Origin of the sequence: Methylobacterium sp. WL116 (assembly GCF_008039455.1) — a bacterium.
Taxonomy (GTDB): Bacteria; Pseudomonadota; Alphaproteobacteria; order Rhizobiales; family Beijerinckiaceae; genus Methylobacterium.
Genome location: NZ_VRUV01000016.1, coordinates 1 through 26,288, shown reverse-complemented (window position 1 = coordinate 26,288; position 26,288 = coordinate 1). Strand labels below are relative to the sequence as shown.

Sequence of the window (26,288 nt, the reverse complement as noted above, 5' to 3'; positions counted from 1 at the left end):
GGTCACGGGCCTACTGAGGATCGAGCAGGCTCCCCTTTAAGGAGAGCCTGCGTCTTCGGGGCCGCCTTGTCTATGAGGCCACCAGCTACCGGCCGCGGAAGAAGAAGAACCACGCCAGGAGAATGACCGGGATCGGCACCCCGATCAGCCACAGCAAGCTACCCGTCAGCATTTCGTTTCTCCCAAGTATGCAGCGGGCAACCTCCTGATGCGAATGTCCGTTCTCAACGATGCCGCATACCCGCCAAGTGTGCTTACCGAGTTGCATCCCGTTCCCTGTGATCCTGCTACAGTCATACAGGACCTGGGATCACTCGATGCTCACCCTCACTTCAATCATCACCCGCAGCATCCTCGTGATCGGCACCGTGGGCGGTCTTGCCGCGCTTGCTGATGGCGCGGTGCGGATGCAGCTCGAACAGGCTGTGCGGGGCAATCTGAGCATCTTGGGGCGTGCTCCAGCGCCGAGGTGGGTTACCCGGGCGGATGATCGCTATGTTGCGAAGGGGCTCGACCGGAGCCGGCTAGGTGCGACTGTGCGGTTGGTTGGCGCCGACGACGCGCAGTAGCGGGGAGCCTCATGCCCATGCCGTTGGCAGCTCGGTGACCTACGTCGCGTAGCGCGTCGTCCGCATCTCGAACTTCTCGCTCCACGTACTCGCTGCCTATAGGACAGCTGGATCGGGGCACACCCCCGCAAGTCAGCGCTTCGCAGCTTGAAAACCGCCTGCACGCTCGATCGCGTCACAGGCGTCGCTAATGCCGTCGTCGGCCGCAGCCTGCATGTGCAGCAACTGGCATGCCGCAGCGACATGGCGGCTCGCGAGCAGATGGTCGAGCACCCGTGCCCCTCGGGCAGGGGTAAAGCGGCTCCGTGACAGACCGGCGCCCACACCAAGCGCCTTGAGCCGGCGCGCCTCATCGAAATGGTTGAACGCCACTGGCACGACGAGCTGCGGCACGCCAGCGCGGAGCCCCAATGCCACGGTGCCGATGCCGCCGTGGTGGATCAAGGCAGCAGCGTGCGGCAGCAGGGCCGTGAGAGGAGCATAGGGCACATGGATCACGTCCGGCGATAGGTCTGGCGGGACCTGCCCAGTTTGAGGCGCCAGGAATACGCCCCGGCGGCCCATCTGCCGGCAAATCCGCAGAGCTGTCTCGAAGAACGAGCGTCCCTGTCGCATGCCCGAACCGTAGGTAAAGACCAGCGGCGCCGACCCAGCACGCAGGAACGCGGCAAGGTTCCCCGGAAGCTCCGAGGTGTCACCAAATCGATCGGCAGTCGGGAACCCGACCTGAAGGGCGTGGGCTGGCCAATCCGGCTGCGACGGTGCGTACCACCCGGGAAACATCAGGATAAGGGTCGGCGCGAGGTTCCACCAGTGGCGCAACCGCCGCACCGGCGGAAGGTCGAGGGTGCCCCGGAAGGCGTTCAGAATGGGGAGCGCTGCGGGGCCAATCACGTAGCGGTCAGCCCCCCTGCCGATCCAATGGCGAAGCCTCGCCGGCAGGAGGCGCGGCAACGGCAGGCCGGGTAGGCGCGGCGGCGCATGACGGCTTTCCATCAGGAAGGGCGCCACGTGGACAACCACGACGGGCAGCGCGAGCTTGTCCTGCGCCACACGGGCGCCGAGACTGAGGGTGGAAGCGACCACTACGCCCCCGCCCATTGCCTGTTGTCCAATAAGCCAGCGATAGGTCGGCTCAGTCAGCGTGGCGACAGCTTCGAACATCGCTTGGACGCCGCGCCACGGTCGCCATAAATTCGGTGTGCCGATGAGGCGATCGTACTCGGTCTCCGTGCACAGCGCATGGAATACGAGCCCTGCTCGCGCAGCCAAGGCCGCAAACGGAGCAGGCGCGGCGAGCGTCACCGCGTGGCCGCGGCTCGCCAGCTCGACGCCGATTGCTACCATGGGAAGAACGTCGCCATGGGTGCCAACTGCAACGATCTGAACGTTCATGCTGGCTCGGATCACAACACTCGAAAGCGGTTTTTTATCGAGTCTGGTAGATCAGGCCTGCGAAGGGGAAGCGCGCGTGGGGATGAAGACGACGTTCGTGGTGCAGACGTTCACCATCAAGCGGAAGCGCCTAATCCCCGGCGTCGCGAGGTAGCCCCTACTGACTGCGTGCACTGAAAAAAGTCGAAGCCATGGCTGGCTGGATGTCTGGTACCGCCGCCCTCAAGATCGTCGCCGACGATGAGACGGGTGAGCTGGAAAGCGCTACGATCCTTGGACAGTTCGGCAAGGTGCCGGACGACTTCGCCGAGAGCCTGCAGGGCGGCTGGAACGCAGAAAAGCCCCGCCACTATTAGGTGATATCATGCAGCAACATCACCCAAAAGCGCTGGGGTAACAGAACCGTGATCGGGCAGGATTGAATTTTGCATTCAGACGTGAAACTTTCGCGTCCTGCCGTAGTAAGTAAAATATGGCCAAGATTGATAATCCTCAGCTGCAAGCGATCGCTCATGCTCTAGGCGTTGAGCCTGAGGTGCTATTTAATGGGGCGCCGGAGATTGAGGCCACCGAAGCAACTACCTTATTGCGGCTGTGGTCAAAGATTGAAGACCCTCAAGGGCGCCAGCGCGTTCTTAGCGTTCTGCGGCAGGAAGCGGAGCGTTGCGGCTTCCGAGAGTGAGGCTGCCAAGATTTTCGCCCTACAATAGACAGCAAGCGTTATTCCAACTCGGCTTCAGCTTTTTGTGCAATTTCACGGATCACTTTTAGGACCACGTCCCGTCCTTCCTGGGATCGGATTTTGAACCACAATCGAACCATTTCCGCGGTGGCGTCAGGATAAAATTCGCTTTGCGCATTCTGCATCAACACTTCAACTGGAACGTCAAGGGACTGGGCGATCCGTCGCAACGCGTCTTGGGCTCTGCTGCGCTTCCTTGCACCGATCGGCGAAGCCCACGCTGGATGATGCATGCCAACCTCCACGACCGGCGGGTACCTGCATGCTGCATACAATCATAGATTATATCAAGCGTCGTTGACCGGGCGTATTTCGACAGCGCGCAATCTGCGCGTGTGATCGAGTCCCGCCTATGGTCGACGACACTGAATTCGATGAGATGGTTGATGCGTGCCGCAAAGCGCATGAAGCGGTGATGGAGTGTGGCACGCCGGAAATGCAGGCGTTCACCAAAGCCTTGCTGCACGCTCTGGCGAAAGAAACGGCTCGCCGCACAATGGATGGGTCCGATGGTCACGATCATTGATACGCTCTCCTCCGTTGCTCCTTTTCAGGATGAAGCAACGGGCCTGTGAGTTGAGCCTCTCGTTAGCCTGTCACACAGATCGCCTTGGCGTGGGCTTCCTGACTGACAACGACGCTGTGGCCTATAAGCCCAAGCGCACGGCGGGGGCGGGTGTACCTTTGTAGAGACAGTGCTTGGCTACAGTGGTGTGTACCAAGGGCGTGCTCGCTCTTAAGCCCGCGAGCACAATCCTTGGCGCGCCCTCACCCGGCGCGCTTTTTTCGTTGGGGCGAAACTCGACTGGCCTTCACGACGTATGAGCTAGACATGGCACACGCTGAGGGTGTGAATTGGCAAAGCCTCACTACGTTGTCCGGCGCAGCCGGTCCGGCCGGTTTAACTTCGTTCTCATCACCGACGAGGGACGACTTACAGGGTCCGTCTCCATCAAGATTGAGGGCGGATCCAGCACCGAGATCGAGAGGCAGGCTCGCGATAAAATCCGTTTGCTTTCAGAGAGCTTCGCTGAGACCGCTGGCGTAACCCTCGGTGCGAAAACCAAGGTAAACCATCTTGATCTAACGCCAGCTTCCTCTTTCGACCATCTAGATACTCTGAAGTGATGTTACTGCATTAAACAGTGAAGAAGCCTAGGGCGGATTTCTTCGGCCGGGCTGGATGGAGAGTAGCATGGAGCCGCAGGTTTGGTTCGAGAAATGGTGCCGTGTCGAGCGGGACTCTTTGGCGGCCATTCTAGCTCGGATGGAGAAAGGTGAAATGCGGACATACGCCACCGATCCACGCGGCGAATTGCTCGATGTGTCTTTGGAGATGATGGCTCGCCACCGATCTTCAGTCGTAGAACTTGACGGCATCATCGCTAAGATCGTTGCCGCGAACGTGTAGAAACAAAAAAGCCCACCACAGCGGATGCCGGGCGGGCTGAGTGATGTCGGGGCCAGAGGAACCCCTTCAATGGCCATGGCGTAGTGGCAACTGGTTAACAGAAAACGAAATAGCTCAGCTCGGATTTCTCTGGCCGAGCTGATGGGCATTGAGAGGCTTCGAGGCTAGGTAGGAAGCGGGAAGTGCACTGGCTTAGTCGAAGCGCCCCTCCTTCTTGTGCCCTTACGCTGCCGCTTGCTCCACCGCCTCTGCGAGCTTCGAGGCGTACTCGTCTCCCTTGTAGATCTCGGAGACCGCCTGTTTGAGCTTGGTTTCGGCGTCGGACATGCCGAGCGCCTTCGCATAGGCGGCTGCTGAACCGAAGCCAGCGAGACCGTAGTGCGACATGCGTTGATACTGCGCGATAATTGCGACGTCCTGTAGCTTGCCGTCGCTCGACGCCTCCTTGATGCCATGCTTCAGCGCCTCGGTCACCAGGCCTTCCATGCCCTTGCAATGTTCCGGCTCAGCCTGTCCGCCAGCGGCCTCGATGAGCTGCTTGAGCACGCCGGTGTGCTTCTCGATCCCGCCCACGGAGTGCTCCAGCATCTGCTTGAGCTTGGGATCGCTGACCTTCTCACCGAGCTGCTTCACGGCCCGTGTCATTTGGTCGTTTGCCGACCAAAGGTCCTTCATTTCGTCGAGGTAGACGTCCTTGAGGCTGTTCGGTGCAGACATGTGAACACTCCATCCTAGGGTCGTCGTCATTGAACCGACCGTAAGTGAAATTGTTCGTCGGATGGGATCACGAAAAAGCCCGGCTCTGCAAGCGCTGGCCGGGCTAGGTATGAGTGCCGAAGCAAGAGGAGGGCGGAAGCTTCGGCAAGGCTCGGTATCTGGCATGCGGGGGGTGAGATCGTAGGCCAAGGCGATGGCGCCGGGCTCGACAAAGTCGCCTCGGCTTGTATCCTCCTTGAATGCGCACCGCCTTCGCCGCCCTCGCAACGATCCTAACGGCCGGTGTTGGTGTCGCAGCGCCAGCCAAGGATGACCAGCGAGCCGAGAAAATCGAGGGGCTTGTGCGCATCGTAGGCGCCCAGGCTGGCATCGTCCTGCATTGCCGTCAGTTCTATGCGATCGACGACAAGGTGTCAGACGGCTTGTCACGCACCGTGCGGCCTACCCTCGATCAAAGCCTTGGGCTGAAGCAGGCTCAGACCGCTGTGGATGACGAAGGCAAACGCCTGGCGCAGGAAATCGCAGACGTTGGCCCTGAGCGCTGGTGCGCTGATCAGCGGAGCATCCTGAATACCGAGGGCGTCCGCGTCTTTCTGGACTGATCGACCGCCACGGATCAGCTGCATTGACCGATCACCAGCGCCCCAAGATCAGTTACGAGGACGTGCGTGCGAAAGATACCGACTGTTGCTGTCGCTGGCCTATGGTCGGCGATCGCCGTAGCGGCGCTGAGCGTCGTGGCATCGGAGCAGGCAGCGCGGAGCGAGTCTGTGGCGGCCGCCAACGAGATCACGGTTTACATGCCGGTATCGGTCGCTACGGCCTCGATCGTTCTCACCGACGCTAGGGGCAACCGATACCGGAAGTATCGGGATTGACTGAGTGCTAGCTCGGCTGCTCCTCTGTCTCCTTGATCGCCGCCTCATCGTCCATCTGCGGTGCCGGGGCGGGGTTCGGCGGTGGGTCGCCTTCGGGCTCTTGCGGGGCAGGCGACGGATCGCCGATTGGTGTCGGATCATCACCCGGCTGTGGGGTGTCGGCGTCGATCATCGTTCACTCCTATGATATGTACTTTGACCAAAGCCGCGGTGGGCCCGGCGTTCCATCGATAGGACCTCAGCGACCGCTCTCCGACCGCGCCCGAGATGCTCTGGCGAAAAACGCTTTTGCATGCCAGAGCGGGGCATGGTTGAGCCCTATTTGAACCAGTGCGAAGTGAAGGCCGACGGGCATTGGCTCGTCGTGAGCCTCGTTGAGGCCTCGACCCGGTTCGTCGCCGCAGAGAAGCGTTGCCCGGCATGCCATGGACGCCTCACGATGCCCGGCACGTTCACCTGGACTGAAACGCGGCGGTTCGCTCATCATCGCAAGCACGATGGCTGCCCGCTGCTGCCGAAGATCTACTGCGGAACCCCATCGCTGCACCCGAATGCGGTCGAGTAGGGCATGCTACGGCTGATGGGCGAGCCATCTCGACACCGCCACCCCGGCGGTTATTTTCCCCTGATGCGCACCGCCCTTGCCGTTATGATGCTCATTGCGACGACCACGGCCGGCCATGCGGAAATGAGCCCTGCGGAGTGCCGAACCTACCTTACCAGCCTCGATGAGCTGCGTCGCGCGAGCGTCGAAAGCCAGGAGGCGTTCGGCGAACTCAATTTGGTGGAAATGATGAGCGGAGGGTCGACGGCCGTCCGTGATGCTTCAAAGCCGGTGGACGCGGCTCGGATCAAGCTCGTGGCGGCTCTCAGAGAGTATGTCGCCTTGAGTGCGGAGCTGGAACGACACCTTCGCAACTGCGTACAATGAAGCTTTCCGCGTCAGAACCGCACCACCACCGGGCCTACCGCCGGCGTGGATCTCGCTCCTCATCAGCCACCGCCTCCACTGCCGCGATAGCATTCTCAAGCTCTGCGATCTGTCTTAGGACGCTCGCAGCCGGCAATGTGTCGTGTTCGGCTGCCGCCAGGATCATCGCCCGCTGATAGGCCTTGAGACGGTCTAGGAGAGCTTCGAGCTTGTCCATGGTGTCCTGTAGTGAGCCGTACTCACCTCGACAAGCGCACCCCGGTGCATACATTGCCGGGATGCGCACTACCCTCGTCGCCCTCGCCCTCGTCGGCTCCGTCACGGTCGTGAGTGCAGCCGAGCGGTTGCCCACTTTCCCCAAGGGAACGCCCTACGGGTCGGCGCGCAGCAGCTTGATTGCTCTCGGCTGGAAGCCGGTGACGATGCCCGAAGCGCAGGCATGCGATGAGGATGACGACCGCTGCAAGGGGCGCCCCGAAATGGAGTCGTGCGCTGGCACCGGCCTCGCCAACTGCAACTTCACTTGGCGCCGCGGCGACACCTTAGTCGCCATCGGCACCATCGGCGAGACGAACCCCGTGGTGGTGGGGGCTCGCTGCCGCGCTGGCTGTTAGCGCGCCGCCGCTTGGACGTTGCGCAGCATCTCGTTGTTGCTCCGGTTCGCGGCGCGCTCGAAATGCTCGGCTGCCTTTTGCGGGTCCGTCACGCCATTGATTGTCACGTTGGTCGGCGAGTTCACGTTCATGCTCGACTGATTGTTCGTGGTCGAGCTTGTGCCCATCGGCGCCGAGCGAAGCGCAGCGTTCACGTCGAAACCGCCTGGATTGAAGCCGTCTCCCCGAGACATAACCGGAAGTCGCGGAGCCACGGGCTGTGGTGTGGCCTTCGATGCCTCCTGTCGGCGAACAGCGTCCAGCACTTGTTGGGTCGAAACGGCTGCTCGCTGCCCCGGATAATACCCCTGGCCCGACTGAGTTGGGAACGACGCCCATTCTTGCGCCAGAGCTTCCAGAACGGCGCCGTCACCACCGCCCTTGCGTCGGGCTTGAGCCATACGTCGCTCATAAAGGCGCAGCGCGAGCCGATCCTGCATGGCGGGATCAAACTTTTCGTCGCCTTTCAGGCCCATCTCTTTCCGAAGCCCATTCAGCGTGGCACGCATGAATTGGTATTTTCCAATCGCCGATGACCCGCGCATCCCCTTCTGAATGCCCTGGACTTCATCAAGCGTCTTGTCTGTCAGCGTACCTCCGACCTGATGCGCATAAAGAGTCGTCGTATCCGCGCTTGGTCCCTTCCGCTCGTGTGATGAGATCTAGGATGGGGTGCTTCGAGCCGGCGGGGTAGTTCGTCTCTGCCCCGGCGCCGCTGCCGCCCAACCCGACCGCACGCTTGACCGCGTTCCAGCCGCGCCGCATCAGACCGGGCTTCGCAGCGTCGTTCGCCGGCTCCTGTCCGAGGTAGCTCGCGCCACCGATTGCGCCGACACCGAGGCCACTGCCCCCGCCGCCAAGCCCGAGCGAGCCTAGCAACCCTGTGACGGCCTTGCCCACCGGATCGCCGCCGCCAGGGTTTAGGAACTTGCCCAGCCGGTTGAAGGCGTCGATGAGCAACCGAACTTCGTGTGCGGTGTCGCGAACGGTCTTGGCGATGGCTTCAAATAGGTCCGTCGCGTGTTTCTGGTTCGCCTCGTTTCCGAACCACTCAAGCACGCTCTGAAGTGCCTTCCCTAGGGCTTCGGCGGCGGTGGCGATCGCGCGCATGATCGCCTCGACCTTCTCGGGATTAGCCGCGATCCAATCCTTGAACGCCTTGACGACGCGTTCCAGTACCGGGGCCATGACCGCCGTGAGCTTGTCGCCAAGGGCATCCATGACGGCGTGGAATGAGCCGAAGGCGCGGGCGAGGCGGTTTGCTGCCGAAGCCGTATCGTCGTCATTGAGGCCGAGCGACTTCCTAAGCGCCTTGTTCTCAGCCGTGAACTTGATGATCTCTTTCCGGTATCGGCTGTAATGCTCGAAGTCCTCCTCCGAGATGCCTAGCAGGCCGGCGATCTGGGAACCTGCGAAGTGCGGGTGCTTGGCCGAAATGGCGTCGATCGCGTTACCGAGCCCGTCGGACGCATCGCCCTTCGTGTTCACCCCGTAGTTCTTAAGCAGTGCGTTCGTGCCAGGGTTAGTGCGGCGAGCGCGGGCAAAGCTCTCAAGCACGCCGATGGCGCGGGCCGCCGAGCTACCCGTCTGCTCGAAGGCGTAGCCGAGCGCCTTGATGCTATTCACCGACGCGCCGGTTCGACCGGCGACGTAGTAGAGGCGGTCGAAGTCGCCGAGGGACTTCGACAAAGCATCCCCCAAGCCTTTCAGCGCCAGCGCGGCGCCGGCAGCGAATGCGACGATGCCTGCGCCCGCGATCCGCGCCGCGGTTGCCATGCTCTCAGCACGCTGCGTTAGCTCTGCCGCCCGTCTGGCCCCCGCCGCATGCGCGTCACGTTCGGTCTTCTCCAGGCCGGCGACGGCGCGTTCGGTCTTGCCGATAGCCTCCTGCTGTTTTTTCGCTCCCGCTTCATCGACTTTGAAGCCGAGTGAAACAATAAAGGCTCGGAGAACGTCGTTCGACATGCCTAATATTCCTTCGGTCCGATAATGTACGTGATGGCTTCCCGAAGTTTCCCCGTGTCTACGAGCGGGGTCATCGGTCCAGACGAGCGCCTGTTCTTCTTTCGATGCAATCGAGCGTAGACGGTGCGCTCGGCGAGCGGTGGGGCGATCCCATCCGTGATGACGCCGCGGACGCTGCTCTGTGCGAGGATGCCGACACGCTGTAGGGCTTTCGCCCCCTCGGCCTTGCCGGCTGTCCGGTTGCCGCTTGAAACCGTAGCCTCGACCGCGCGAGCGGCGCCCTTCGCAAGCTCGTCGGTGATCTTGTCGCGGATGCGCTCGATCCCCGGCATCAGAAAGGGTCTCGCTGGGATGTTCGCTTCCGGGGCGCCGTACTCGTGGATGTATCCGAGCGCTGCGTTCGTGAGCCCGCTATCGCCATGTGCGCCGGCCTCGGCCGGGATACCGATCACCACCTCCATCGACGCGAGGTCGCGAAGGGTGCGCTCTAGTTCCTTCGTGAGATCCTTGCCGCGCTCGACCGGCATCAGGCGGCCCCTCTCGGCGGATCGGAGGGCGGCGGCACCAGGGTCGCGGGATAGGACGACGCGTAGTTCAGAGTCTGCGCCATCGCGTGGCAGTAGGCGTCGAGGCAGTCCATCAACTCGGCCTCGTGCTGAGGCTCGGCCGTCATCGACAGCACGGATCTATCCGGCACGCCCGCGGCCCTCAGGACCACCCTGAAGGGGCCTGAGCGTTCTTCACCGGGACAAGTCGCAACGACGACACGGACGGCGGCCACGGTCCACATGTGCGCTATCTCGACGTAGGTGCGCGGCACGTCGGGCGCCGTCTCCACGGCTATCGGGCGGAGGCGGAGCGGGACCACTTCACCCATCTCAACCTCCCGCCGGGGGAGCGTCGTTGTTGAAGTCGTCGCTGATGCCGATGGAGCGAAGTTCGCGGGAGTCGGCGTTTAGGCCGACGCCTACGCCGATCGTGAAATACTGATTGCCGCGCGTGTCGCCGCTATGCTCGGCTTTCAGCACCTTATAGAGGCCGTCAGCCTGCACGCCCATGAGATTGCCGGACTGAAGTAGGGAATTGTTGCCCTGACCGGCCACCGATGGATCGAATGCCGCGCGAACAACGCTGCTCTCGTCAATTTTGACCTTGCAGCCGGGGACGATGAGCGGATTGAGCAGGCATTGGAAGTTGACCCCGCCGATTGTCTGCTCAGGCATCCCTATGAGGCCGGAGGAGCTATTCAGGACGATCGTGCTGCCGGGGAGCGTGTTTGCAGCCTTCAGGACGTGGAAGCGGCCGTTCACGTTGAACCACTGCGCCTCGCGCGCCTGGCAGACATCGCGGAGCATCTGGTGGGCCATGCCGCACGCAAGGAACCCGCGCGGGAACTTCGGGCCGCCGAGCTTGTCGATATGCCCTGCCGTGACACCGAATGATTTGAAGGCACTGAGAGCCATCTGCACGCGGTCATCGTGCGTGTGCCCGGCGGCAAGGGTCTTGTTCAGCGTCGCGAAGTTGCGTGCATTCCCCGAACTGGTTGCAACGATATGCGTCACCACGTCGGTAATGTCCTCGCGAAAGTTTCGAGCCTGTCGGATCTCACCGCTGAAGATGATTGATGTGCCACCATCGCGGTAGCCGGCCGAAAGCGTGACCTTCAGATTTTCCTTCGCAAGCTTCGCATAGCTGTCCTTCGACAGGTTCGAGACGTAGATGTTTGCGTGAGCCGGCGTGGAGGAGACGAACTGATGTGTGTCGAACCGGACGCGCGGGCCGTTGTCGCCGTCGCTGGTGAAGCTGATGCCGCCATCGATCGAAACGGAGACCTGCCGAAGGTATTGCTGCCCCATCGCTCCATCACCTCGATACGAGGGCAGTGAAGGTATAGGCCGCGCGCTGGACCGGCTCAGGGATGGCTCGGACCTGGGATGCGAGCAGGGCGACGAGCAGCACCATGGCGCCGCCGGCCATGCCTTGGAACACGCTGCCGAAAAGGCCGCCGCTCGGGCTCACCTTGCCCTTGACGTTCAAGTCGCCCTTGAACGCGAAGCCCTTGGCCGACTCCATCGCAATTGACATGCCCGACTTCATGCTGATGCCGGTGTCCTTGTCGAACGCGAGGGTGTGCTTCCCGTCGTCCACCGAGACCGTGACCCCCTTCTGAGGGTGCAGGGACACGACGTGCTTCCCGTCATCCGATCGCATCTCATGCGCGTCGGGATTGAACTTCGGGAGCTTGCGCGGCGTGGAGCGGATGCCGGGGATGTAGACGGCATCCGAGAGGTCAGCCACGCGGGCGTCGATCTGGGCCTGCGTGCCGCCCTGCTGGTGCCAGGCATCCATGGAGCGGGCCATGAACAGGGCGATGCCCTCGTCGTCCTGCTTGATCGGGTGCGTCGAGGTCACGCCGCCGCCGCCCGAGAACTGGATCGGCGCATCGGTGATCGGCGGGTAATCCACCTGCTGCAACGACCCGTCTTCCTTTCGGAAAACTGCCTTCACCGTTGGCTGGATCGAGACGGTGTGCCCGTCCGCATCTTTGATCACCCGAACCGGCATCGCTGTCATAACCGACGACCGGACCTGATCCGCAAGGCTTTCGTAAATCTCTAGCTCGTCGGTGTAGCGTGTGCGCGGGTCCATGGGCCGACCTCAACCTTCCATGTGACGGCGGGAGGTGGGGCGGCTTGCCGTCGGCCGAGCGCCCTGGCGCGGACGCTCGTTCAGGGGACGAGGGGTGCCGGCAGGCCCTGGGCATCGATCGCTCAAGGCTGAGCGAAGCAGATCGCGTGCGTGATGCGAAACGGTTTTGCCTGCGGTGCCGGCCGCAGCCGCGATCGCCAACCGGAGAGACCGGTCTATACGGATGTAGAGATGCGAGGGGTACTGGACTGACATCTGCGATCCAATTCAACAAGGTCGCAGCATATCACCCATGGGAGCTAACGTCTTGCGCTTATTCGATATACCATACGAGGGATTAAATACCGAGATATACCAAAGACTGTTGGATTGGCATAAAGTACCTAGTTGTTTTCCGTTGCAACCTGCTTCTGACGCATAGCTCTATGAGCCCTTGTCCCCTGATAGACCCGAGCTATTGACTTGGCTAGTCGGCCGTCTTGCGAGGCGGCAAGCGTTACTATTTCTTGCATCTTGCTCTGCATGAACTCTGTCAATCGATCGATTTTTTTCGATGATTTTGTCCAGTCGATATCATTCTGGCGATCAGGGTCTATTTCATCCAAAGCTGCTCCAAAGCTATTACTAATAATAAATAGGAACCATATACGGTCCTTGCCGCCTAGATAGTCGACTAATCTCTCATATTCGTCTTCGCGATGCTCTACATCGCGGCTGGGCTCGAAGGACATTGCAACGCGCCCCTCTATTTCCTCGCTAAGAGATCTCTCGTTCTTTTCTGCGGCCTCCTTCAATTGCTCATGCAGGCCCCCGCGCACTCGAAACGTCAGCGTCGGCCGCTTCTCGGTGCCGGGATAGATACGGGGGCGCCCCTTGGATCGTTTTGCCGCGGCGTCGTCCGTCATCGCCTATCTCCAAGCATCCTAACTTGTGCTGTGCTAGCACCGCAAAAATAACTTGCCAACCCCTGCCCAATCTGTCCATATCAATTTGCGCGGTGTTATCACCGCACTTGTTGACGGATGGGAGGTGAGAGATGTCCGACGACATCATGCAGGTGCTGACGGAGCCGACTGTGGATGTCGTGCTGGCTGGACGCGTTCTGGGGGTAGGGCGGAACACTGCTTACAAGGCGGTTCGAGACGGCTCGTTGCCTGCCCTCAAGGTGGCAGGACAGTTCCGCGTCCCAACCGCGAAGCTCCGCGAAATGCTTGGTCTGCCAGCGCCACTCGCCGCCTGACCCCGCCATCCCGGCGGGCGCGGCCCGCTGGATCACCGCGCCGAGCCATCCGGCCAGCGCTCAACAGCAGGAACCGGACATGAGAAACCCCGCGACGCGCGGGGCGAACGCAGGGCTCTCGAATGCAGCTGTGGCGGCTTGCGATCAGAGAGATACGGCGGTTCGTCCCCTTCGGCAAGACTTATTCATCGCTCGACGCTTCGGTCTCCCGCCTGCCACGGCCGGAGCCCTGGCCGAGCTAGCATTTCCCTCTCGCGACGATTGGCGGTGCCGCCCATGACGGGTACTCCTCGCACGATCGCCACCGTCCGGAAAAATAACTTCCAGGAACTTCGCGTCGGTCTCGTGACCCACGCGGGGTGCCGCCTCGTCGATCTCCGGCTCTACGATCTGTCGAAGCCGAAGCAGGGCGCGCCCTTCCCGACCAAGGCTGGGTTCTGCCTCGCCTTGGACCGCCTGCCGAAGCTGATCGAGGCTTTGCAGGCCGCCGAGCGAGAGGTGTCGCAATGAATGCGCTCACCGCTTCGCTCGACGCCATTCCGCCGAACGCCATGGAGTCCGAACAAGGGCTGCTCGGCGCCATCCTCCACCACAACGATGCGATCGACCGGGCTCGGGATTTCGTCCAGCCGGAAGATTTCTCGGACCTGGTCCATCAGCAAATCTTTGCAGCGATGGTCGTTCGTCGCGATGCCGGCGAGGCGATCGACCTGGGGCTGATGAAGGCGGTCCTGGGAGATGCCGACCTCGGCGGCGTTACGGTTGGGCAGTACCTCGTCAACTTGATGCACGGCGCCACCACCGTCAGCAACGCCCCGAGCTACGCCCGCCTGATCGCGCAGGCCGCACGGATGCGGACCGTGTTCGAGACGGCGCAGATTGGCATTGCAGCGATGACAGGCAGCACCGTGCATGACCCGGCCGAGACCGCCGGCAGCATGATCGAGGCGCTGGACGCGGTGGCCAGCGCCGCCCTCGCCGAGCACGCCCGGCGGGTCTCGCTCGGTGCCAGCGCAGCCAACGTCCTCGCCCGAGCTAATCAGATCAGGCAGGGGACCGCCCCTCGTGGCGTGCCGTACGGCATACCAAGGCTTGATGCAGCGACACTCGGGATGCGTCCAGGACAGCTCGTCATCCTCGCTGGGCGCCCGGCCATGGGCAAAACGACGGTCGGTCTGCACGTCGCGATCTCGGCAGCTCGGCAATCCGGCCCCGTCGGGTTCTTTTCCCTTGAGATGGACGGGGATGAACTCAGTGAGCGCGTCATGGCCGCGGTCGCCTACGATCCGCGGGCCCGGGAGGTGATCTCGTATCGCGCCATCGCCGACGCGGGCAGCCTCTCAAATGAGGCAATGGAGCGGCTGATCGAAGCGCAGCGCACCTGCGCCGGTATTCCGGTCTGGATCGAGCCGCAGGCCGGTCTGACGCTAGCCCAGATCGCGGCCCGCGCCCGACAGATGCGGCTACAGGCCGAACGGCAGGGCAAGCCGCTGGCTGCCATTGTCGTCGACCACATTGGCCTAATCCGGCCGTCCAAGCGCTACTCGGGTAACCGGGTTCAGGAAATGACCGAGATCTCCTCCGGGCTGAAGGGACTGGCGAAGGAGCTAGGCATCCCCGTCATCGGGTTGTGCCAGCTCAACCGCGAAGTGGAAAAACGCCCCGACAAGCGCCCATTGCTCTCCGACCTGCGGGACAGCGGCTCGATCGAGCAGGATGCCGACGTGGTGCTCGGGCTGTTCCGGGAGGCCTACTATCTGGAGCACAAGGTCGGTCGGACCGATGAGGAGGACATCCGCCTCTCGGATTGCCAGAACGAGCTTGAAATCGAGATCCTGAAGCAGCGCTCCGGTCCGACGATCCGGGTCACCTGCTTCTGCGATGTCGCTTGCAACGTGCTGGCGGAGGCCGCCCGATGAGCTCGCTTCCCACCATGCCGGTGGGCGTAGATCGGCATATCGCCGACACCGCCCACATGACGAACGAGGAGGCTGGCGCCTACTTCCGCCTGCAGATCTTCGCTTGGCGCTCGCCTGGCTGCTGCTTGCCCGACGATGACGCTCGGTTCGCCCGGATGCTCGGGACCACCCTGAAGCGATGGGCTGTTCTGAAGCCAATCGTGCTGGCCAATTGGACACTCGAAAATGGCAATTGGAGCAACCAACAGGTCGCTCGCGAGCATCAATTCGTCAGCGAAAAAGTCGAGCGGAAGCGTGCCGCCGGGAGGAAAGGTGGACGGCCTAAGCCATTGGAATTACACGATCAGGAGGGGGCATTAGGTTCTGCGATTGAGGAGGAAACGGAAAGCAAAACGAAAGCAGCTAAAGCTAAAGCTAAATCTACCCCTATAGTCCCCACTGGGGACGAGGACCCGGAAGGCTTCGCCGAGTTCAAGGCAGCCTACCCGAAGCGTAGCTCGGTCTTCCCAACCACTCTAGCCCGGAAGCGCTGGCTGGAGGCTCGACGACGAGGCGCGACGCCTGCCGAGATCATTGCTGGCACGAAGGCCTACGCTGCCGAGCAAGAGCGCATCGGCAAGGCTGGTACCGAGTTTGTGAAGACCGCCGACAGTTGGCTGCACCAGCAGCGCTGGCGAGACTACGCTGCGAAGGCCGTTGAGGCAGCGCCAACGGCCGAGATCTCGACCGACGTCTGGCGCGAACGGGTGAAGGCCTGGAAAGCCAGAGGGGGCCACTGGCCCTGGCAGCAGCGGACTGAGCCGCCTGACGACCCGCGGACGAAGGTTCCGGCCCAAGTCCTCGCCGAAATCGGGATCGTCCACGGAAACGGGGCGGATCGCGCTGCGCAGTTTCGGAGGGTAGGCTGATGACCGCTGGCCTCGAAATCTTCGCCAAGGTCCGCGCGCTTCACGACCGTACTGATAGCCCGGGCGAGAAGGCTGCCGCTGCTGGCCCTATGAAAGTGCTCGCCCACGCAGCAGGTATGACGACCGCCGAGGCGCCGTCCAATCTGGATATCCGCACCGAACCAACGCCGACAAACGCCGCGACGTGCTGGACCTATTCGGTCACAGCATCACCGATCGAGAGATCACTCGCCGGGCAGGCGTTTCCCCTCGGACCGTTGGCAACACCCAAAAGTCGCGGCCATGACCCCGCGCCAGCATGCTGCCTTCAACCACAGGTTTATGAGCTGGCAGCCGAAAGACCGCCAGCCCTGATGGCCTTAATAGCCGCCGTAGAACCGGCGGGGACCGCCGTACTCGTAGTCGCCACCGCGACGACCATACCCGCCGCCGTAGCCGTATGCTGGCCGCCCCTCATAGTACCCACGAGGACCACCACCGTAGCCGTATCCGCGGTCGTTCGGCCGGCAGCGTCCCCACGGATTTGGATGAAAGCCGGGTCCACATCCGCCAGCCACGAACTCGATCACCGCATCACTGCGGATCTGGTCAGCCGAGAAGGGAGCGGCATTCGCCGAGGTCGCCGAACCAAGCCCCGCGGCTATCAAAGCGGCTATTCCCAGCATCTTCATGCGCATCATGACCTGAACCTCGTTAGCGCCCGGCATCGCTCTCAACCAGCCGGCGAGTTCGAAGGCTGCACCTCAGTCGCTGAACCGACGCTGACCCGCTGCCAAGCGATCCGTTCAGCCACGGCATTCGTCCCTTAGGCTGCCCTTCATTCCTTGAGCCTCGCCGCAGCCAAGGCCAACGAGATCCTGGCCCTGCTCGACGGTACCGGCTTTGCGGTCCGGAAGGTGTGCCGATGATCCTCACCGAACTGATTTCCAATAACGAGGAACCGCCGATGCCAGCGACCGACCTCGATCGTCAGTGGTTCAAGGCCAATCTGGGCCGGAAGTATCGCCATCGTCGAGCGACGCCTGCCGAAATTGCAGGATGGGAGGTGCCGCCACGGGCTGGCTTCGCGGCTTGGTGCATCATCCGCTGGTCGGACAGCGCGTCCGTCTCCTACGCGTTTCCGAGCGATGCGACCTGGGATGTTGCTGACGAGGAGTTGGCCGCACTCTTCGAACGCTTGAACGAGGACAGGGCATGAAGAGCCGCTCTATCCCGACCAAGCCCCCTGACCGCGACCGGCTCGTGGACGAGACCGCGGCCCGCGTCGCGGACGCCACGATCGCGGCCCTGCGAAGCATGTTCTCGGAGTCGTTCATTCGGGGCGTGATCGAGCGCGAGGCCAAGATCGCGGTGCAAGCCGCCTTCCTTTCCGAGGCCGAGCGCGCCCGTGTGGAGGCTCCAGCGCAACCGACTACCGGTCTGCGCGCCATAGACCTGACTCCTCTCGCGTATCGCCCCAAGAAAGTCTGCGAAATCCTCGGGATCAGCATGGCCCTGTTCCATAAGCTGGTCGCGGACGGGAAGCTCGGGGCCCGCAAGATCGGAAGCGCAACCATCGTTCGGAAGGAAGACCTCGACGCCTACCTCGCTGGATTGCCGCCGACGCCGGCACCCGCATCGGCTCCAAAGGGAAAGGCCCGATGACCGCTGGCCTTCTACTCCTGACCGTCGCCGCCGTCCGTGCGCAGGCTGCCTACATGAGACGGTTCGATGGGGTTGATGTCTCCCGCCCCCTGGCCCGCAAAGCCATCCTGTACGCCTTGGCTGGATCCGCGTGCTTCATGGCGGCGAAGGTGATGCGATGAAGTTGGAAACCTTCGCCTACCACTCCAGCCCGAGTGCCCGCGTATCCGCACTTGGCTCGGCCGTTCGCAGCTGCTCGATCACCGCCGTTAAGGCCGCCAGTGCTGCCGCACGGGGTTCGGCCGTCCTTGCCTCTCGCTTGTCGAGCGCTTCCGCAAAGCTGACGGACGCCTCCAGTGCTGCGTCGATCGCCATGTCGACGGGTGGGAGGACCACGACACGGCGCTTCAAGCTCTTCGCGGTGCTGGTAGCTGCCAAGGTGACCACCTCTCGCATTCCGAGCGTGCCGGTCTCGATGGCTATCACCCACGGCCTTATCACTGTCGTGACCAGCGGTGGCAAATCCGCATTATCCAAAATTCGACTCGTCACGTGCACGCTCCGATCAGTTGGCGTCCGACCCGGCGTCCTCGGCCGAGGGCGGAGGGTCCATCATCTCCAGTTGCCGCTTCGCGAAATCACAAGCGGCGAACTGCGGATTGATTTCGCACGACATTTCGAACGCCGCCCGCGCCCGCTGTGGCTGGGCTGCCACCCCCTCGCCGGTGCGGTAGGACTGTCCCAGCATGGCGCAGCCCCATGCTCCGCGCCGATCGCAGTCGAGGAGGAAGCTGCGGTACTCACAGGACTGCTTGTCCGCAACCGGGGCGCCGCGGAAGGTATCGTCGTGGTAGTGCCCGTTGCGGATACCGGCGGCGCGGTTCGTACAGCCGGCGGAGTAGCCCATCGCGCAGGCGAGCGCGTGAAAGCGCTGGCCGTCGAACGCATCGGGGACATCGAGCGAGTGGTGCTCGTAGGCTTGGGCGAGGTCGAAGCAGGCTGGCCCGTTCGCCCAGCGAACGCACAAGCCGTAGCAGTCGGCTGGGTGGAGGGCGCAGGTTCGCTCCGAGGGCCGCTGCGGAACTGCAAGGCCACGCCAGACCGGGCGCTCTCGCTCGAACACATCGGCGGGGCAGGACGCGATGACCCGTGCCGTGCGCGGATCGGCATGCAGGCGCTCCGAGATCTCCGTGGCTTCGGCCTTGTTGAACAGCGCCTCGCGAGCGGCTGCGTCGATGTCCACCTCCCCCTCGGCTCCCCCAGCTTGGATGAGCGCCAGGAAGATTATGGGGGCGAGCACAAGCGGAAGCATCGTCGAGCGCATGGACGCACGGTCGTCCACACTGCCTTTCGCCGCAAGGGGCCTAGAGCGGGCAAGGACGCCAACCTTGCCCGGCGAACCGACATTAAGAGGGTGCACGGACATGCGTAACGTCGTTGGCCTCCCCCAAGCCAAGCGTGAGACCCTGCATACGGTCTGGATCTACGGCACCGCCGCCGGCCTCGACGTCGTGCTGCGCACCGAGGCCGGCCCAGACACCGCCCCTTCGCTGCACGTCAGCGTGATCGCACCCGGCCCGACCGGCATTGAGGACCTCGCCGTGTTCCCGAATTCCACCGAAGGCCGTACTGGCGCCGACGTGGTCGCAGGCGCGGTGCTGCACGCGCTTGAGATTGCTGAGATTGAAGCAACGCCTGGAAGCGCCGCATGACCATCGGCCCGGAAACTTTCGCTAAGGTCCGTGCAGTACTGGAGCGCAGACAGCCATGATGCCCCGAGAGCAAGCCGCCTTCGTCGCCGGCATTCAGGCCGCCCAGCAGGCCGCCATGACGGCCGCCGTCACCATCGAGGTCCGCGACGACGCCCGAGAGGTTCGCCAGCAGGCCGCTGCCGCAGCCCTTCATGGTCTCGCCGCCGGATTGAAAGTGGCGTTCCTTGACATGCCGACGGCATCGGACCCCGCTGTCACAATGATGGCCGCGACCCAAACCTTACCCGTCAATCAGCCTCGGTGAACGCTGGCGTCACCCAATCGGCATCCTTCGCCGCCGTCAGGAACAGACCTCTTTCTCTGATATCGGTCAGGATCTCGGCCGCGTTTCCTAAGCCGACGATCCCCGACATCGTGTCCATCTCGTTGGCATCCATCGTGGCGAGCCGACGCCAACCGCTCGGACCGCCTGGTAGGTTCGCCCCATCCCGATCCGCTGTTGCAGCGAGCCGCGTGCCGTCGATTTCGGCGAAGGTGTAGACGTGTCCGCTGCTCATAGTCCGCGCTCCGGTAAGGTGCCAACGATGTAGGCAGCCTCCGGCGAAGCGCGCCATTGCCATCATCGCCGCGGCCGACAGCAGGGTACATGTTTCTCGCCCAGACTGTCGTGTGCTGAGGCTAGCCTATGAAGCCTCCGCTGTAAGGCCAGACACCGGACGATCATGTCGTAACCGCTCCGATGACCTGAGCACCGTCCGCACCCAACGGTCCGCCACCCCTGTAGTTTGATCCTATCTATTGTTATACCAGTTCTCGATAGGATCTGACATGCAAAATCTCCTGACTCGTCTCGGGCGTCTTGAAACCGCAATCATCGTGAAGCCGCCAAGTGCGGTGCGCCGCTTCCTGGTCCAAGGCCCGCATGGCTTAGGTGCAGGTGATGCAGCAGCGTTCCTCCGCGAGCGGGGGCATCACCTCGATGCGAAGGCGTTGAACATCATCCGCGTCGTCGTTGGTACCGAGGATGGGCGGCCGACCGACCTACCGCTGAAGGACCTTACGCCGGAGCAGTTGAGATGAGGGCTTGGCTGTTTCGCCGCTGCTTTTTACAGCCATCCTCGCGCCTAGGAGATGCCTATGCCGGGTGACGGTCGGCCATTCGAGCAAGGCCGGAGCGGTAATCCCAGCGGCCGCCCAAGGGGTGCCCGCAACCGTTCGACCCTGGCCCTGCAAGCCATCTTGGATGGCGAGAGCGAGGCATTGACCCGTCGGGCAATAGAGATGGCCCTGGGCGGCGACACGGTCGCGCTGCGAATGTGCATGGATCGGCTGATGCCGGTTCGGAAGGACCGGCCGATCACCTTCACTCTTCCTGAGATAGAGACGGCAGCCGACCTCACCAAGGCGACCAAGGCTCTGATGCAGGGTGTCGCCGACGGCGAGATCACTCCAAGCGAGGCCGCCGAACTGTCCAAGCTCGTCGATGCGCACGTGAAGGCCATCGAAGCCGTCGACTTCGCCGGGCGTCTTGCTGCCTTGGAAGAGGCAGCAGGTAACAAAGGAGGGCGCCGATGACACTGCGTACGATAGATAGGCTGACACGCCTGGAAGCAGGGTGCGCGCCGATAGTGACCGGCAAGCACCTCGTCTTTCAGGTTGAGGCTCCGCCTGGGACGCCGCTCAGCGATATCGTCGCCTTCCTGAAAGCCCGCGGCCACGCCATCCACGACGGCGACGACGCCTTCGTCATGAACCTCGGGGCCTACCGCATGGTCGAGGGCGAGCCGCCGCGGGACCTGTCGCCTGCCATCCTGACGGAGGAGGCGCGTGCCCAGGCCGGGGCAGCCGGCCAGTGGCCGAAGACCTGCGCTGCCTTCACCTTCCAGTTGGACCGGCCGAGGAACGTGCAATGACCCCGAAGCTGATCGAGCGTCTGAACCGCCTGGAAGCCGGACAGGCGGGGCGCGGCGGCCAGGGACCGGCATCCCGTAAGTTGACCCAGGTTTGGCTCCGGGCCGTCGCCATTGCGCTCGGCGGCTATCCTCGGCCGTGCGCGTCGGCACCGCCGCACCCGGAGGACTCCTTCAGCGACGGCTTCGCTCGGGCGCTCGGGTATGTCGATCACGATGACATGGAGGCCCAGGCCGAAACGAACCCTGATGAGTGGGGCCAGCGGATCGAACGGGCGGACGCCGCCCTGTGCCAACGGTACGGCGCTGCCGCCTGCCCTGATCCGCACAGTTGCAGTTCCGAGATGATGATCGCGGCGCTGAATGAGTGGGCCGGAGCGAAGGCGCAGAACCCTGACTGGCCCGCGGCAGACGATAGCGGCACCCTCGCCCGCGCCCTCACCGCCTATGGCGTTCCGGCCGAGCCCGTGGAGACGCACTAATGACCTCGAACCTGATGACGCGGCTGACCCGGCTCGAAGGGCAAGCTGTTCCGCCTCCTGCCATGGCCAACCCATTGAACCCTGGCATCCGACTGTTGCTGCTGCTCCTGGCTGTCCACGCTGGTGGCCTCGGGCCCAAGCAGTCCATAGCTGAGGGCGTGGCGCGAGCGCTCGGTTACGAGCACGTCAGAGAGATGCGGGCTGCGATGCAGGCCGAGGGGGCAGCGTTCATCGGGTGGAACTGTCGGCACCGCGAGGCGGTCACGCTGCTCCTAAGCCAGCGGAACGGCGGCCCGGTGGCTGGGATGGACCGCAACGAGGCGGCGATCCGATCCTTGATCGCGGACATGCCCGAGGCGTTTCAGGCGTACCCCTACCTCGTAAATGCAGAGCCGGCGATCATCCTCGCGACTGAATGGGTAAGCCTGTGACGCCGCCCATCCTCAGCAAGCGCCTGGCCGCCTTGGAAGCTACCCAAGAGACCATGCCCAGGCACTACACGCCTGATGAGATCGAAGCCGCTCGGCTCCGGTATGAAGCCCTCCTGGAAGAGCCGTGCGAGCGCACCCCGCAGCAGGCGGCCTACTACGCGACCCGGACGCTGAAAGAGATCGCCGCGGACTACGACGCCATGCTCAAGGGCACTCCGGCGCTGTGGCTTCTTTGAGAAGGTCGCGGCACCACAACGGTGTCCCTTGCATCACTCGCCCGGAACTGACGGCGGACGAGCAGATGGCGCGGTACGAAAGATATAGATTGGGTTAATTTCTCGTATGTGTTGATCCTGATTTGGAAGATAAATCCGTTCTGAATGACCAAATTATGGTTTGGCCCGTGCTATAAAGCGACGCTGCCATTAGTGCCATGGCAGGGTGATTGCATTTGTAAAGTTTGGCGAACGCGATAGCTTCTGCAGGGGAGTCTGCCTGAATGTTGCGGCCGTCCACTGCTCGTCCAGACCGCCCATCATCGAAGCGTAAGATGCATTCTAAGCGGTAGATTGGCATGGTTGCCTTCAAGCCTTGCAGGCATGTGAACGAAGATAACGCATTAAATGATAAAGCATCGAAACTTCTGTCATGCGTTGAACTCTGGAACTAACTAACATTGAGGATTGACAAGCCGGCGAAAGGACCGTCGCGCCACATGACCCGCATGCGCACTGATCGCTGAGAACCCTGCAGCTTCAGTTCGACACAGTCCGATAGCGGTTCTCTCTGTGAGACCGAGATCCTGGCCCCTTCCTTTGAAACGTCCCGCACGACGCAGGGGATTTCATCCCCATCATCCGTGCGTAGCGCCCCAATGATCATTGTCTCACGGCGCGGAGATCGCCGGGGGGATTTAGGTTCGTCCATGCTGCTTTGCCCATCGAATGAATGAAACGTAGGCGTTCAATGGTTCAGAAAGGCTCACCAAAGGAGTAGATCGACCAAAATCTGAACAGATTTTCGATCGCCATCTTCCACTTTAGCGGGATATATGCATTATATCTGCTTCTGTAGGTTGCATGCGATTGAGGGTCAGCTATGGATGAAACGGAACAGGGCTTGTCTGACAACAAGCTCGACATGACGGCCGAACTCGTCGCCGCCTACGTCTTGAATAACAACGTGCCGATGAGCGAACTGGCGGCTCTGATCACCAAGGTGCATGCTGCCCTTACTGGCCTCGGCAATGAAGCCCCGGTCGAACCCGTGGGCCCTGAGAAAGCGACCGCAGCTCAGATCAAGAAGTCGGTCACGCCGGATGCGCTGATCAGCTTCGAGGACGGTAAATCCTATAAGACGCTGCGCCGGCACCTGACGCTGCGGGGTCTGACTCCCGAAGCCTACCGGACGAAATACGGCCTGCCGGCCGACTACCCGATGACGACCGCCAACTACTCGGCGCAGCGTTCCGAGCTGGCGCGCTCCCTTGGTCTCGGTCAGATGCGGCGGAAGTCATCGCTCGGGGCTACTTCATTGGATGAGATCTTCGCCGCGACACCCGCGACCCGCGGTGGCAAGGCCAAGGCTGATAGCACTTCGTAGACTGCCTCGATGGTCCGTGGGTGGAGCGAGGCTGCCGAAACAGCTTAAGGCCACTCAATGGCACACCTTGCTACCTGACTGATTACCGCCAGCTTCGTATGCTGGCGGTGCGGTAGCTTCACTTTTGAGTGAGCCAGCGGTGGAATTAATCAAATATTTTGGGTTTGGTACGATACTTAATTTGATTTTGCGTTACGAGCTTAGAACGACAATGATCGGCACCAAGCGCAAGAAAAGTCTCGGTGTTTTTGGCGTGGGTGCCGATGATCTTGCATTGATCAGAGCTCAGGCAGAAGTCGTGCGGAACCGCATGCCTACGTTGCTCTTCGAATTGCAGGAAACGTTTGCAAGTTGGCCAGAGATTGATGCGGCGTTGCGAGTGCCCGAGGTTCATGAAGCACGCGTTGCGCACTGGATCATGGTTGCCTCTGGTGAAATCGGGGCGGCCTTTGACGAGTCAATCGAGCGGTTGGCAACGGCGTTCAGCAGAAACAAGGTACCGGCTTACGCTATCGTCATCTGCCATTCTGTAGTGTCGCGAGCCCTTGTTCGTGAACTTGGTCTGGCCGCACCGATCCCGCAAGCGTTCGGGACGCCCCGAACGTTGAAGCGGATCAGCGAGCATCGGGCTCTTACCCGCGTCATTAGCCAGCTGGCTTGGTTCGATCTGGAATTGTTGTTGGAGACCTACACGCGGGTCGATGACGAGCGGCACCATGATGCCCTCATGCAACTCAAAGGTTTCCAGAACCAAGTCCAGGACATCGTGGCCGGCGTGACTGAGGGGGCCAACGCCGTCAGCAGTCGTGCCGGGCTCACTGTCCAAGCCATCACCGAGACCGCGAGCCTTGCTAAGACCGTGACAGGCGCGTCAAAGGAGGCTTCCCAGAACGTCGATGGCGTAGCGGCGGCGGCGGAGGAGTTGTCGGCATCGTTGAGCGAGGTGTCACAGCAAGTCACACGTGCCGCCGAGATCGCGCAAGCCGCCAACCAAGCAGCACAGCAGACCGACGCGACCGTCCAAGGCTTGTCCGGGTCCGCATCTCGTATTAGCGATGTCGTGTCGCTCATCTCCTCGATCGCCAGCCAGACCAACCTCTTGGCTCTTAACGCGACGATCGAGGCGGCACGGGCTGGCGAGGCGGGTCGTGGGTTTGCTGTGGTGGCGGCAGAGGTGAAGAGCCTCGCCGGCCAGACCGCAAAGGCAACGGAGGAAATCTCTGCGCAGGTCGCAGGGATGCAGAGTGCCACAGCTTCCGCTGTCACGGCGATCGAGCGGATCGCCACAATGATCAGCGAGATGGATCAGGTCGCCGCTACGATGGCAGCCGCCGTCGATCAGCAGCGGGCGGCAACCCAAGAAATCGCAGGGAATGTGAGCCGAGCCGCTGCGGGTACCCAAGAGGTCGCTGGCAGCATAACGGGCGTCAGCAACGCAGCGAACACGGCTGGAACGGCAGCCAACGAGTTGCAAGGTGTTGCTCGTCAGTTGGCAAGCGAGGCGGTCAAACTCGAGAACGCCATGTCTATTTTGGTAGCTCAAGGGCGGGCAGCATGATCGGCTTGCCGTCACAAACCTGACAGGAGCACGATAAGGGCGAACGCCTACGACTCTACCACCATTTCTGGGGGGCGCCTGTAGCTTGCATCAAGCCTCAGGGCATCTGTGACCGCACAGCCTGTCTAGGTACGTTGAACGCTCAGGCGGCGTGAGATTGATGCACGGCGACCGGTGGCAAGGCATCACGCCTGCCTACAAGACGGACTCTCATTCTCGTTGGCAGGGTGTATGCCGGCATCAGGGCTACAAGCCTCCCGATAGGCGGATGCGGAACTATGAGCCGACAGATCATTCCACTACGCCCGAAGGGGGCTGAGCAATCGGCTCTCGCTCGGACCGATGTCGCCGCCGTAGCGCTCCTGGCCGGGGGACAAGCTACGAGCCTGCAGGCGGCACGGGCTGAGGTGATCCTCGCGGACCTGCGGCTACGGCGGGATGAAATGACGGCGTTGCTCTCCGACCTGCGTAGCCGGGAAACGAGTAGGCTACCTCATATCGATATTGCGAACGCCAACCTCATCGCCGCGATCGTTCAAGGGGTGGTGCAGGTTGATCTGTTCATCGCGCAGGCCCAAGGCCTGTTGGAGATGACCGAGCAACCAGGGGCTCCTCGGCCTGGTGCATCAGAACAGGCGCTGAAAGGCGCCTAATGCCGGTAGCGTTCGGCGAGGGCCATGAGGGCTCCTGCGAGCTCGGTGAGGTTGGCCGAGGCCGCCTCGACCTCGCGGGTGCCGGCGGCGGTCTGCTGGCTCGCCTGGCGGATGTTCTGCAAGGCGCCCATCACCTGCTCAATGCCGAGCTGCTGCTGGTTGGTCGAGGCGATGATCTGCTGGAAGGTCTGCGTCGCTTCTTCGACCCGCGCCGTGATCTCCTCGATCGTGCGCTGGGTCGTGTCGGAGCGCGCCTTGCCGGTGGCCGCCCGCTTGACCGCCTCCTCCGTCAGCATCACCGAGGTGTTGATGCCGCGCTGGATCTCCGAAAGGATGCCGC

At 62.4% G+C, this 26,288-nt stretch carries 39 protein-coding genes and 3 pseudogenes; 25 read left to right on the top strand and 17 right to left on the bottom strand.

The features are described 5' to 3' along the window. Positions 1 to 317: 317 nt before the first annotated feature. Entirely contained in the window at positions 318 to 569 is a 252-nt protein-coding gene (locus FV223_RS03305) for a hypothetical protein (RefSeq protein ID WP_147725456.1), read from the top strand. 132 nt (positions 570 to 701) lie between these two features. Here FV223_RS03305 and FV223_RS03300 read toward each other — a convergent pair whose 3' ends face one another. Further along, on the bottom strand, positions 702 to 1,964 hold the full coding sequence (locus FV223_RS03300) for a glycosyltransferase (RefSeq protein WP_147725455.1): 1,263 nt from the start codon (positions 1,962 to 1,964) through the stop codon (positions 702 to 704). Positions 1,965 to 2,040: 76 nt separating this feature from the next. Between FV223_RS03300 and FV223_RS03295 the strand changes: the two are divergent. Further along, positions 2,041 to 2,320: pseudogene (locus FV223_RS03295) on the top strand (hypothetical protein). A 364-nt stretch (positions 2,321 to 2,684) separates the two neighbouring features. Here the strand turns inward: FV223_RS03295 and FV223_RS03290 are convergent. Beyond that, positions 2,685 to 2,939 carry a hypothetical protein gene (locus FV223_RS03290; RefSeq protein ID WP_147725454.1) on the bottom strand — a complete coding sequence of 85 codons (255 nt, stop codon included), beginning with the start codon at positions 2,937 to 2,939 and terminating at the stop codon, positions 2,685 to 2,687. 119 nt (positions 2,940 to 3,058) lie between these two features. Here FV223_RS03290 and FV223_RS30060 point away from each other — a divergent pair, with 119 nt between their 5' ends. Continuing rightward, positions 3,059 to 3,232, top strand: coding sequence for a hypothetical protein (locus FV223_RS30060; protein WP_187276042.1), 174 nt, complete (start codon positions 3,059 to 3,061; stop codon positions 3,230 to 3,232). 669 nt (positions 3,233 to 3,901) lie between these two features. Then, positions 3,902 to 4,117 (top strand): hypothetical protein, encoded by a 216-nt coding sequence (locus FV223_RS03280; protein WP_147725452.1) that lies wholly within the window; start codon positions 3,902 to 3,904, stop codon positions 4,115 to 4,117. 222 nt (positions 4,118 to 4,339) lie between these two features. On the opposite strand, the gene FV223_RS03275 is transcribed toward FV223_RS03280, so the two are convergent. Then, positions 4,340 to 4,834, bottom strand: a complete 495-nt coding sequence (locus FV223_RS03275) for a ferritin-like domain-containing protein (protein ID WP_147725451.1) — start codon at positions 4,832 to 4,834, stop codon at positions 4,340 to 4,342. A gap of 239 nt (positions 4,835 to 5,073) precedes the next feature. Between FV223_RS03275 and FV223_RS03270 the strand changes: the two genes are divergently transcribed. Continuing rightward, a complete protein-coding gene (locus FV223_RS03270) occupies positions 5,074 to 5,436 on the top strand; it encodes a hypothetical protein (RefSeq protein ID WP_147725450.1) in 363 nt (120 codons plus the stop codon). A gap of 283 nt (positions 5,437 to 5,719) precedes the next feature. Here FV223_RS03270 and FV223_RS30055 read toward each other — a convergent pair whose 3' ends face one another. Continuing rightward, positions 5,720 to 5,884 (bottom strand): hypothetical protein, encoded by a 165-nt coding sequence (locus FV223_RS30055; protein ID WP_187275444.1) that lies wholly within the window; start codon positions 5,882 to 5,884, stop codon positions 5,720 to 5,722. A 135-nt stretch (positions 5,885 to 6,019) separates the two neighbouring features. Here FV223_RS30055 and FV223_RS03265 point away from each other — a divergent pair, with 135 nt between their 5' ends. Together FV223_RS03265 and FV223_RS03260 are read left to right on the top strand one after the other, a co-directional pair. Next, complete coding sequence (locus FV223_RS03265; protein ID WP_147725449.1) at positions 6,020 to 6,277, top strand: hypothetical protein; 258 nt, start codon at positions 6,020 to 6,022, stop codon at positions 6,275 to 6,277. Positions 6,278 to 6,280: 3 nt separating this feature from the next. Next, on the top strand, positions 6,281 to 6,643 hold the full coding sequence (locus tag FV223_RS03260; RefSeq protein ID WP_147725448.1) for a hypothetical protein: 363 nt from the start codon (positions 6,281 to 6,283) through the stop codon (positions 6,641 to 6,643). 34 nt (positions 6,644 to 6,677) lie between these two features. Here FV223_RS03260 and FV223_RS03255 read toward each other — a convergent pair whose 3' ends face one another. Next, entirely contained in the window at positions 6,678 to 6,860 is a 183-nt protein-coding gene (locus FV223_RS03255; RefSeq protein WP_147725447.1) for a hypothetical protein, read from the bottom strand. A gap of 61 nt (positions 6,861 to 6,921) precedes the next feature. Here FV223_RS03255 and FV223_RS03250 point away from each other — a divergent pair, with 61 nt between their 5' ends. Next, positions 6,922 to 7,257, top strand: coding sequence for a hypothetical protein (locus FV223_RS03250; RefSeq protein ID WP_147725446.1), 336 nt, complete (start codon positions 6,922 to 6,924; stop codon positions 7,255 to 7,257). Positions 7,258 to 7,697: 440 nt separating this feature from the next. On the opposite strand, the pseudogene FV223_RS32525 reads toward FV223_RS03250, so the two are convergent. The 7 genes and pseudogenes from FV223_RS32525 to FV223_RS03220 all read right to left on the bottom strand — a co-directional run. Beyond that, positions 7,698 to 7,886 (bottom strand): annotated as a pseudogene (locus tag FV223_RS32525) (hypothetical protein); the annotation flags it as partial. Then, the gene (locus FV223_RS03240) at positions 7,867 to 9,261 is read right to left on the bottom strand and encodes a hypothetical protein (RefSeq protein WP_147725445.1); all 1,395 of its coding nucleotides are present in this window, start codon (positions 9,259 to 9,261) and stop codon (positions 7,867 to 7,869) included. The pseudogene FV223_RS32525 and the gene FV223_RS03240, both read right to left, overlap by 20 nt. 2 nt (positions 9,262 to 9,263) lie before the next feature. After that, positions 9,264 to 9,788: a hypothetical protein gene (locus FV223_RS03235; RefSeq protein WP_147725444.1), complete on the bottom strand. Its 525-nt coding sequence runs from the start codon at positions 9,786 to 9,788 to the stop codon at positions 9,264 to 9,266. Continuing rightward, entirely contained in the window at positions 9,788 to 9,943 is a 156-nt protein-coding gene (locus tag FV223_RS30045) for a hypothetical protein (protein WP_187276040.1), read from the bottom strand. Before FV223_RS30045 ends, FV223_RS03235 begins: the two co-directional genes overlap by 1 nt. Before the next feature lie 196 nt (positions 9,944 to 10,139). Next, positions 10,140 to 11,117 carry a hypothetical protein gene (locus FV223_RS03230; RefSeq protein WP_147725443.1) on the bottom strand — a complete coding sequence of 326 codons (978 nt, stop codon included), beginning with the start codon at positions 11,115 to 11,117 and terminating at the stop codon, positions 10,140 to 10,142. A gap of 7 nt (positions 11,118 to 11,124) precedes the next feature. After that, positions 11,125 to 11,814, bottom strand: coding sequence for a Gp138 family membrane-puncturing spike protein (locus FV223_RS03225; RefSeq protein ID WP_147725442.1), 690 nt, complete (start codon positions 11,812 to 11,814; stop codon positions 11,125 to 11,127). 479 nt (positions 11,815 to 12,293) lie between these two features. Further along, positions 12,294 to 12,815, bottom strand: a complete 522-nt coding sequence (locus FV223_RS03220) for an Arc family DNA-binding protein (RefSeq protein WP_147725441.1) — start codon at positions 12,813 to 12,815, stop codon at positions 12,294 to 12,296. Positions 12,816 to 12,946: 131 nt separating this feature from the next. Here FV223_RS03220 and FV223_RS03215 point away from each other — a divergent pair, with 131 nt between their 5' ends. The 4 genes from FV223_RS03215 (at position 12,947) to FV223_RS03200 (ending at position 15,977) form a co-directional block, all read left to right on the top strand. Continuing rightward, the gene (locus tag FV223_RS03215) at positions 12,947 to 13,150 is read left to right on the top strand and encodes a helix-turn-helix domain-containing protein (protein WP_147725440.1); all 204 of its coding nucleotides are present in this window, start codon (positions 12,947 to 12,949) and stop codon (positions 13,148 to 13,150) included. Between the two features lie 276 nt (positions 13,151 to 13,426). Continuing rightward, complete coding sequence (locus FV223_RS03210) at positions 13,427 to 13,660, top strand: hypothetical protein (RefSeq protein ID WP_147725439.1); 234 nt, start codon at positions 13,427 to 13,429, stop codon at positions 13,658 to 13,660. Beyond that, a complete protein-coding gene (locus tag FV223_RS03205; protein WP_147725438.1) occupies positions 13,657 to 15,069 on the top strand; it encodes a replicative DNA helicase in 1,413 nt (470 codons plus the stop codon). Before FV223_RS03210 ends, FV223_RS03205 begins: the two co-directional genes overlap by 4 nt. Then, complete coding sequence (locus FV223_RS03200; RefSeq protein WP_147725437.1) at positions 15,066 to 15,977, top strand: DUF1376 domain-containing protein; 912 nt, start codon at positions 15,066 to 15,068, stop codon at positions 15,975 to 15,977. Before FV223_RS03205 ends, FV223_RS03200 begins: the two co-directional genes overlap by 4 nt. Before the next feature lie 359 nt (positions 15,978 to 16,336). Here the strand turns inward: FV223_RS03200 and FV223_RS03195 are convergent, their stop codons facing one another. After that, the gene (locus FV223_RS03195) at positions 16,337 to 16,657 is read right to left on the bottom strand and encodes a hypothetical protein (protein WP_147725436.1); all 321 of its coding nucleotides are present in this window, start codon (positions 16,655 to 16,657) and stop codon (positions 16,337 to 16,339) included. Between the two features lie 224 nt (positions 16,658 to 16,881). On the opposite strand from FV223_RS03195, the gene FV223_RS03190 reads away from it, so the two are divergent. Further along, complete coding sequence (locus FV223_RS03190; protein WP_246689586.1) at positions 16,882 to 17,175, top strand: hypothetical protein; 294 nt, start codon at positions 16,882 to 16,884, stop codon at positions 17,173 to 17,175. Continuing rightward, entirely contained in the window at positions 17,172 to 17,621 is a 450-nt protein-coding gene (locus tag FV223_RS03185; RefSeq protein ID WP_147725435.1) for a helix-turn-helix domain-containing protein, read from the top strand. The genes FV223_RS03190 and FV223_RS03185 overlap by 4 nt, the downstream gene beginning before the upstream one ends. Before the next feature lie 177 nt (positions 17,622 to 17,798). Here the strand turns inward: FV223_RS03185 and FV223_RS03180 are convergent, their stop codons facing one another. Together FV223_RS03180 and FV223_RS03175 are read right to left on the bottom strand one after the other, a co-directional pair. After that, positions 17,799 to 18,158, bottom strand: coding sequence for a hypothetical protein (locus FV223_RS03180; RefSeq protein WP_187276039.1), 360 nt, complete (start codon positions 18,156 to 18,158; stop codon positions 17,799 to 17,801). 7 nt (positions 18,159 to 18,165) lie between these two features. Beyond that, positions 18,166 to 18,924, bottom strand: coding sequence for a hypothetical protein (locus FV223_RS03175; RefSeq protein ID WP_147725433.1), 759 nt, complete (start codon positions 18,922 to 18,924; stop codon positions 18,166 to 18,168). A 100-nt stretch (positions 18,925 to 19,024) separates the two neighbouring features. Between FV223_RS03175 and FV223_RS03170 the strand changes: the two genes are divergently transcribed. Both FV223_RS03170 and FV223_RS03165 read left to right on the top strand, forming a co-directional pair. After that, a complete protein-coding gene (locus FV223_RS03170) occupies positions 19,025 to 19,312 on the top strand; it encodes a hypothetical protein (RefSeq protein WP_147725432.1) in 288 nt (95 codons plus the stop codon). Between the two features lie 55 nt (positions 19,313 to 19,367). Continuing rightward, complete coding sequence (locus FV223_RS03165; protein WP_147725431.1) at positions 19,368 to 19,616, top strand: hypothetical protein; 249 nt, start codon at positions 19,368 to 19,370, stop codon at positions 19,614 to 19,616. Here FV223_RS03165 and FV223_RS03160 read toward each other — a convergent pair. Further along, entirely contained in the window at positions 19,600 to 19,869 is a 270-nt protein-coding gene (locus FV223_RS03160; protein ID WP_147725430.1) for a hypothetical protein, read from the bottom strand. The two genes, FV223_RS03165 and FV223_RS03160, sit on opposite strands and share 17 nt — an antisense overlap. Positions 19,870 to 20,140: 271 nt before the next feature. Here FV223_RS03160 and FV223_RS03155 point away from each other — a divergent pair, with 271 nt between their 5' ends. From FV223_RS03155 to FV223_RS03110, 9 genes are all read left to right on the top strand, one after another. Then, a complete protein-coding gene (locus FV223_RS03155) occupies positions 20,141 to 20,392 on the top strand; it encodes a hypothetical protein (RefSeq protein ID WP_147725429.1) in 252 nt (83 codons plus the stop codon). A 51-nt stretch (positions 20,393 to 20,443) separates the two neighbouring features. After that, on the top strand, positions 20,444 to 20,887 hold the full coding sequence (locus FV223_RS03150; protein ID WP_348644776.1) for a DUF5681 domain-containing protein: 444 nt from the start codon (positions 20,444 to 20,446) through the stop codon (positions 20,885 to 20,887). Next, positions 20,884 to 21,225, top strand: a complete 342-nt coding sequence (locus tag FV223_RS03145; protein WP_147725427.1) for a hypothetical protein — start codon at positions 20,884 to 20,886, stop codon at positions 21,223 to 21,225. The genes FV223_RS03150 and FV223_RS03145 overlap by 4 nt, the downstream gene beginning before the upstream one ends. Next, complete coding sequence (locus tag FV223_RS03140) at positions 21,222 to 21,704, top strand: hypothetical protein (RefSeq protein ID WP_147725426.1); 483 nt, start codon at positions 21,222 to 21,224, stop codon at positions 21,702 to 21,704. The genes FV223_RS03145 and FV223_RS03140 overlap by 4 nt, the downstream gene beginning before the upstream one ends. Continuing rightward, positions 21,704 to 22,135 carry a hypothetical protein gene (locus FV223_RS03135; RefSeq protein ID WP_147725425.1) on the top strand — a complete coding sequence of 144 codons (432 nt, stop codon included), beginning with the start codon at positions 21,704 to 21,706 and terminating at the stop codon, positions 22,133 to 22,135. Before FV223_RS03140 ends, FV223_RS03135 begins: the two co-directional genes overlap by 1 nt. After that, positions 22,132 to 22,371 carry a hypothetical protein gene (locus FV223_RS03130; RefSeq protein WP_147725424.1) on the top strand — a complete coding sequence of 80 codons (240 nt, stop codon included), beginning with the start codon at positions 22,132 to 22,134 and terminating at the stop codon, positions 22,369 to 22,371. The genes FV223_RS03135 and FV223_RS03130 overlap by 4 nt, the downstream gene beginning before the upstream one ends. Before the next feature lie 904 nt (positions 22,372 to 23,275). Further along, complete coding sequence (locus tag FV223_RS03120) at positions 23,276 to 23,737, top strand: MucR family transcriptional regulator (protein ID WP_246689587.1); 462 nt, start codon at positions 23,276 to 23,278, stop codon at positions 23,735 to 23,737. A gap of 139 nt (positions 23,738 to 23,876) precedes the next feature. Then, positions 23,877 to 25,295, top strand: a complete 1,419-nt coding sequence (locus FV223_RS32355) for a globin-coupled sensor protein (protein ID WP_147725421.1) — start codon at positions 23,877 to 23,879, stop codon at positions 25,293 to 25,295. A 278-nt stretch (positions 25,296 to 25,573) separates the two neighbouring features. Next, positions 25,574 to 25,948: a hypothetical protein gene (locus FV223_RS03110; protein ID WP_147725420.1), complete on the top strand. Its 375-nt coding sequence runs from the start codon at positions 25,574 to 25,576 to the stop codon at positions 25,946 to 25,948. Here the strand turns inward: FV223_RS03110 and FV223_RS03105 are convergent. Next, a pseudogene (locus tag FV223_RS03105) lies at positions 25,945 to 26,288 on the bottom strand (chemotaxis protein); the annotation flags it as partial. The gene FV223_RS03110 and the pseudogene FV223_RS03105 sit on opposite strands and share 4 nt — an antisense overlap.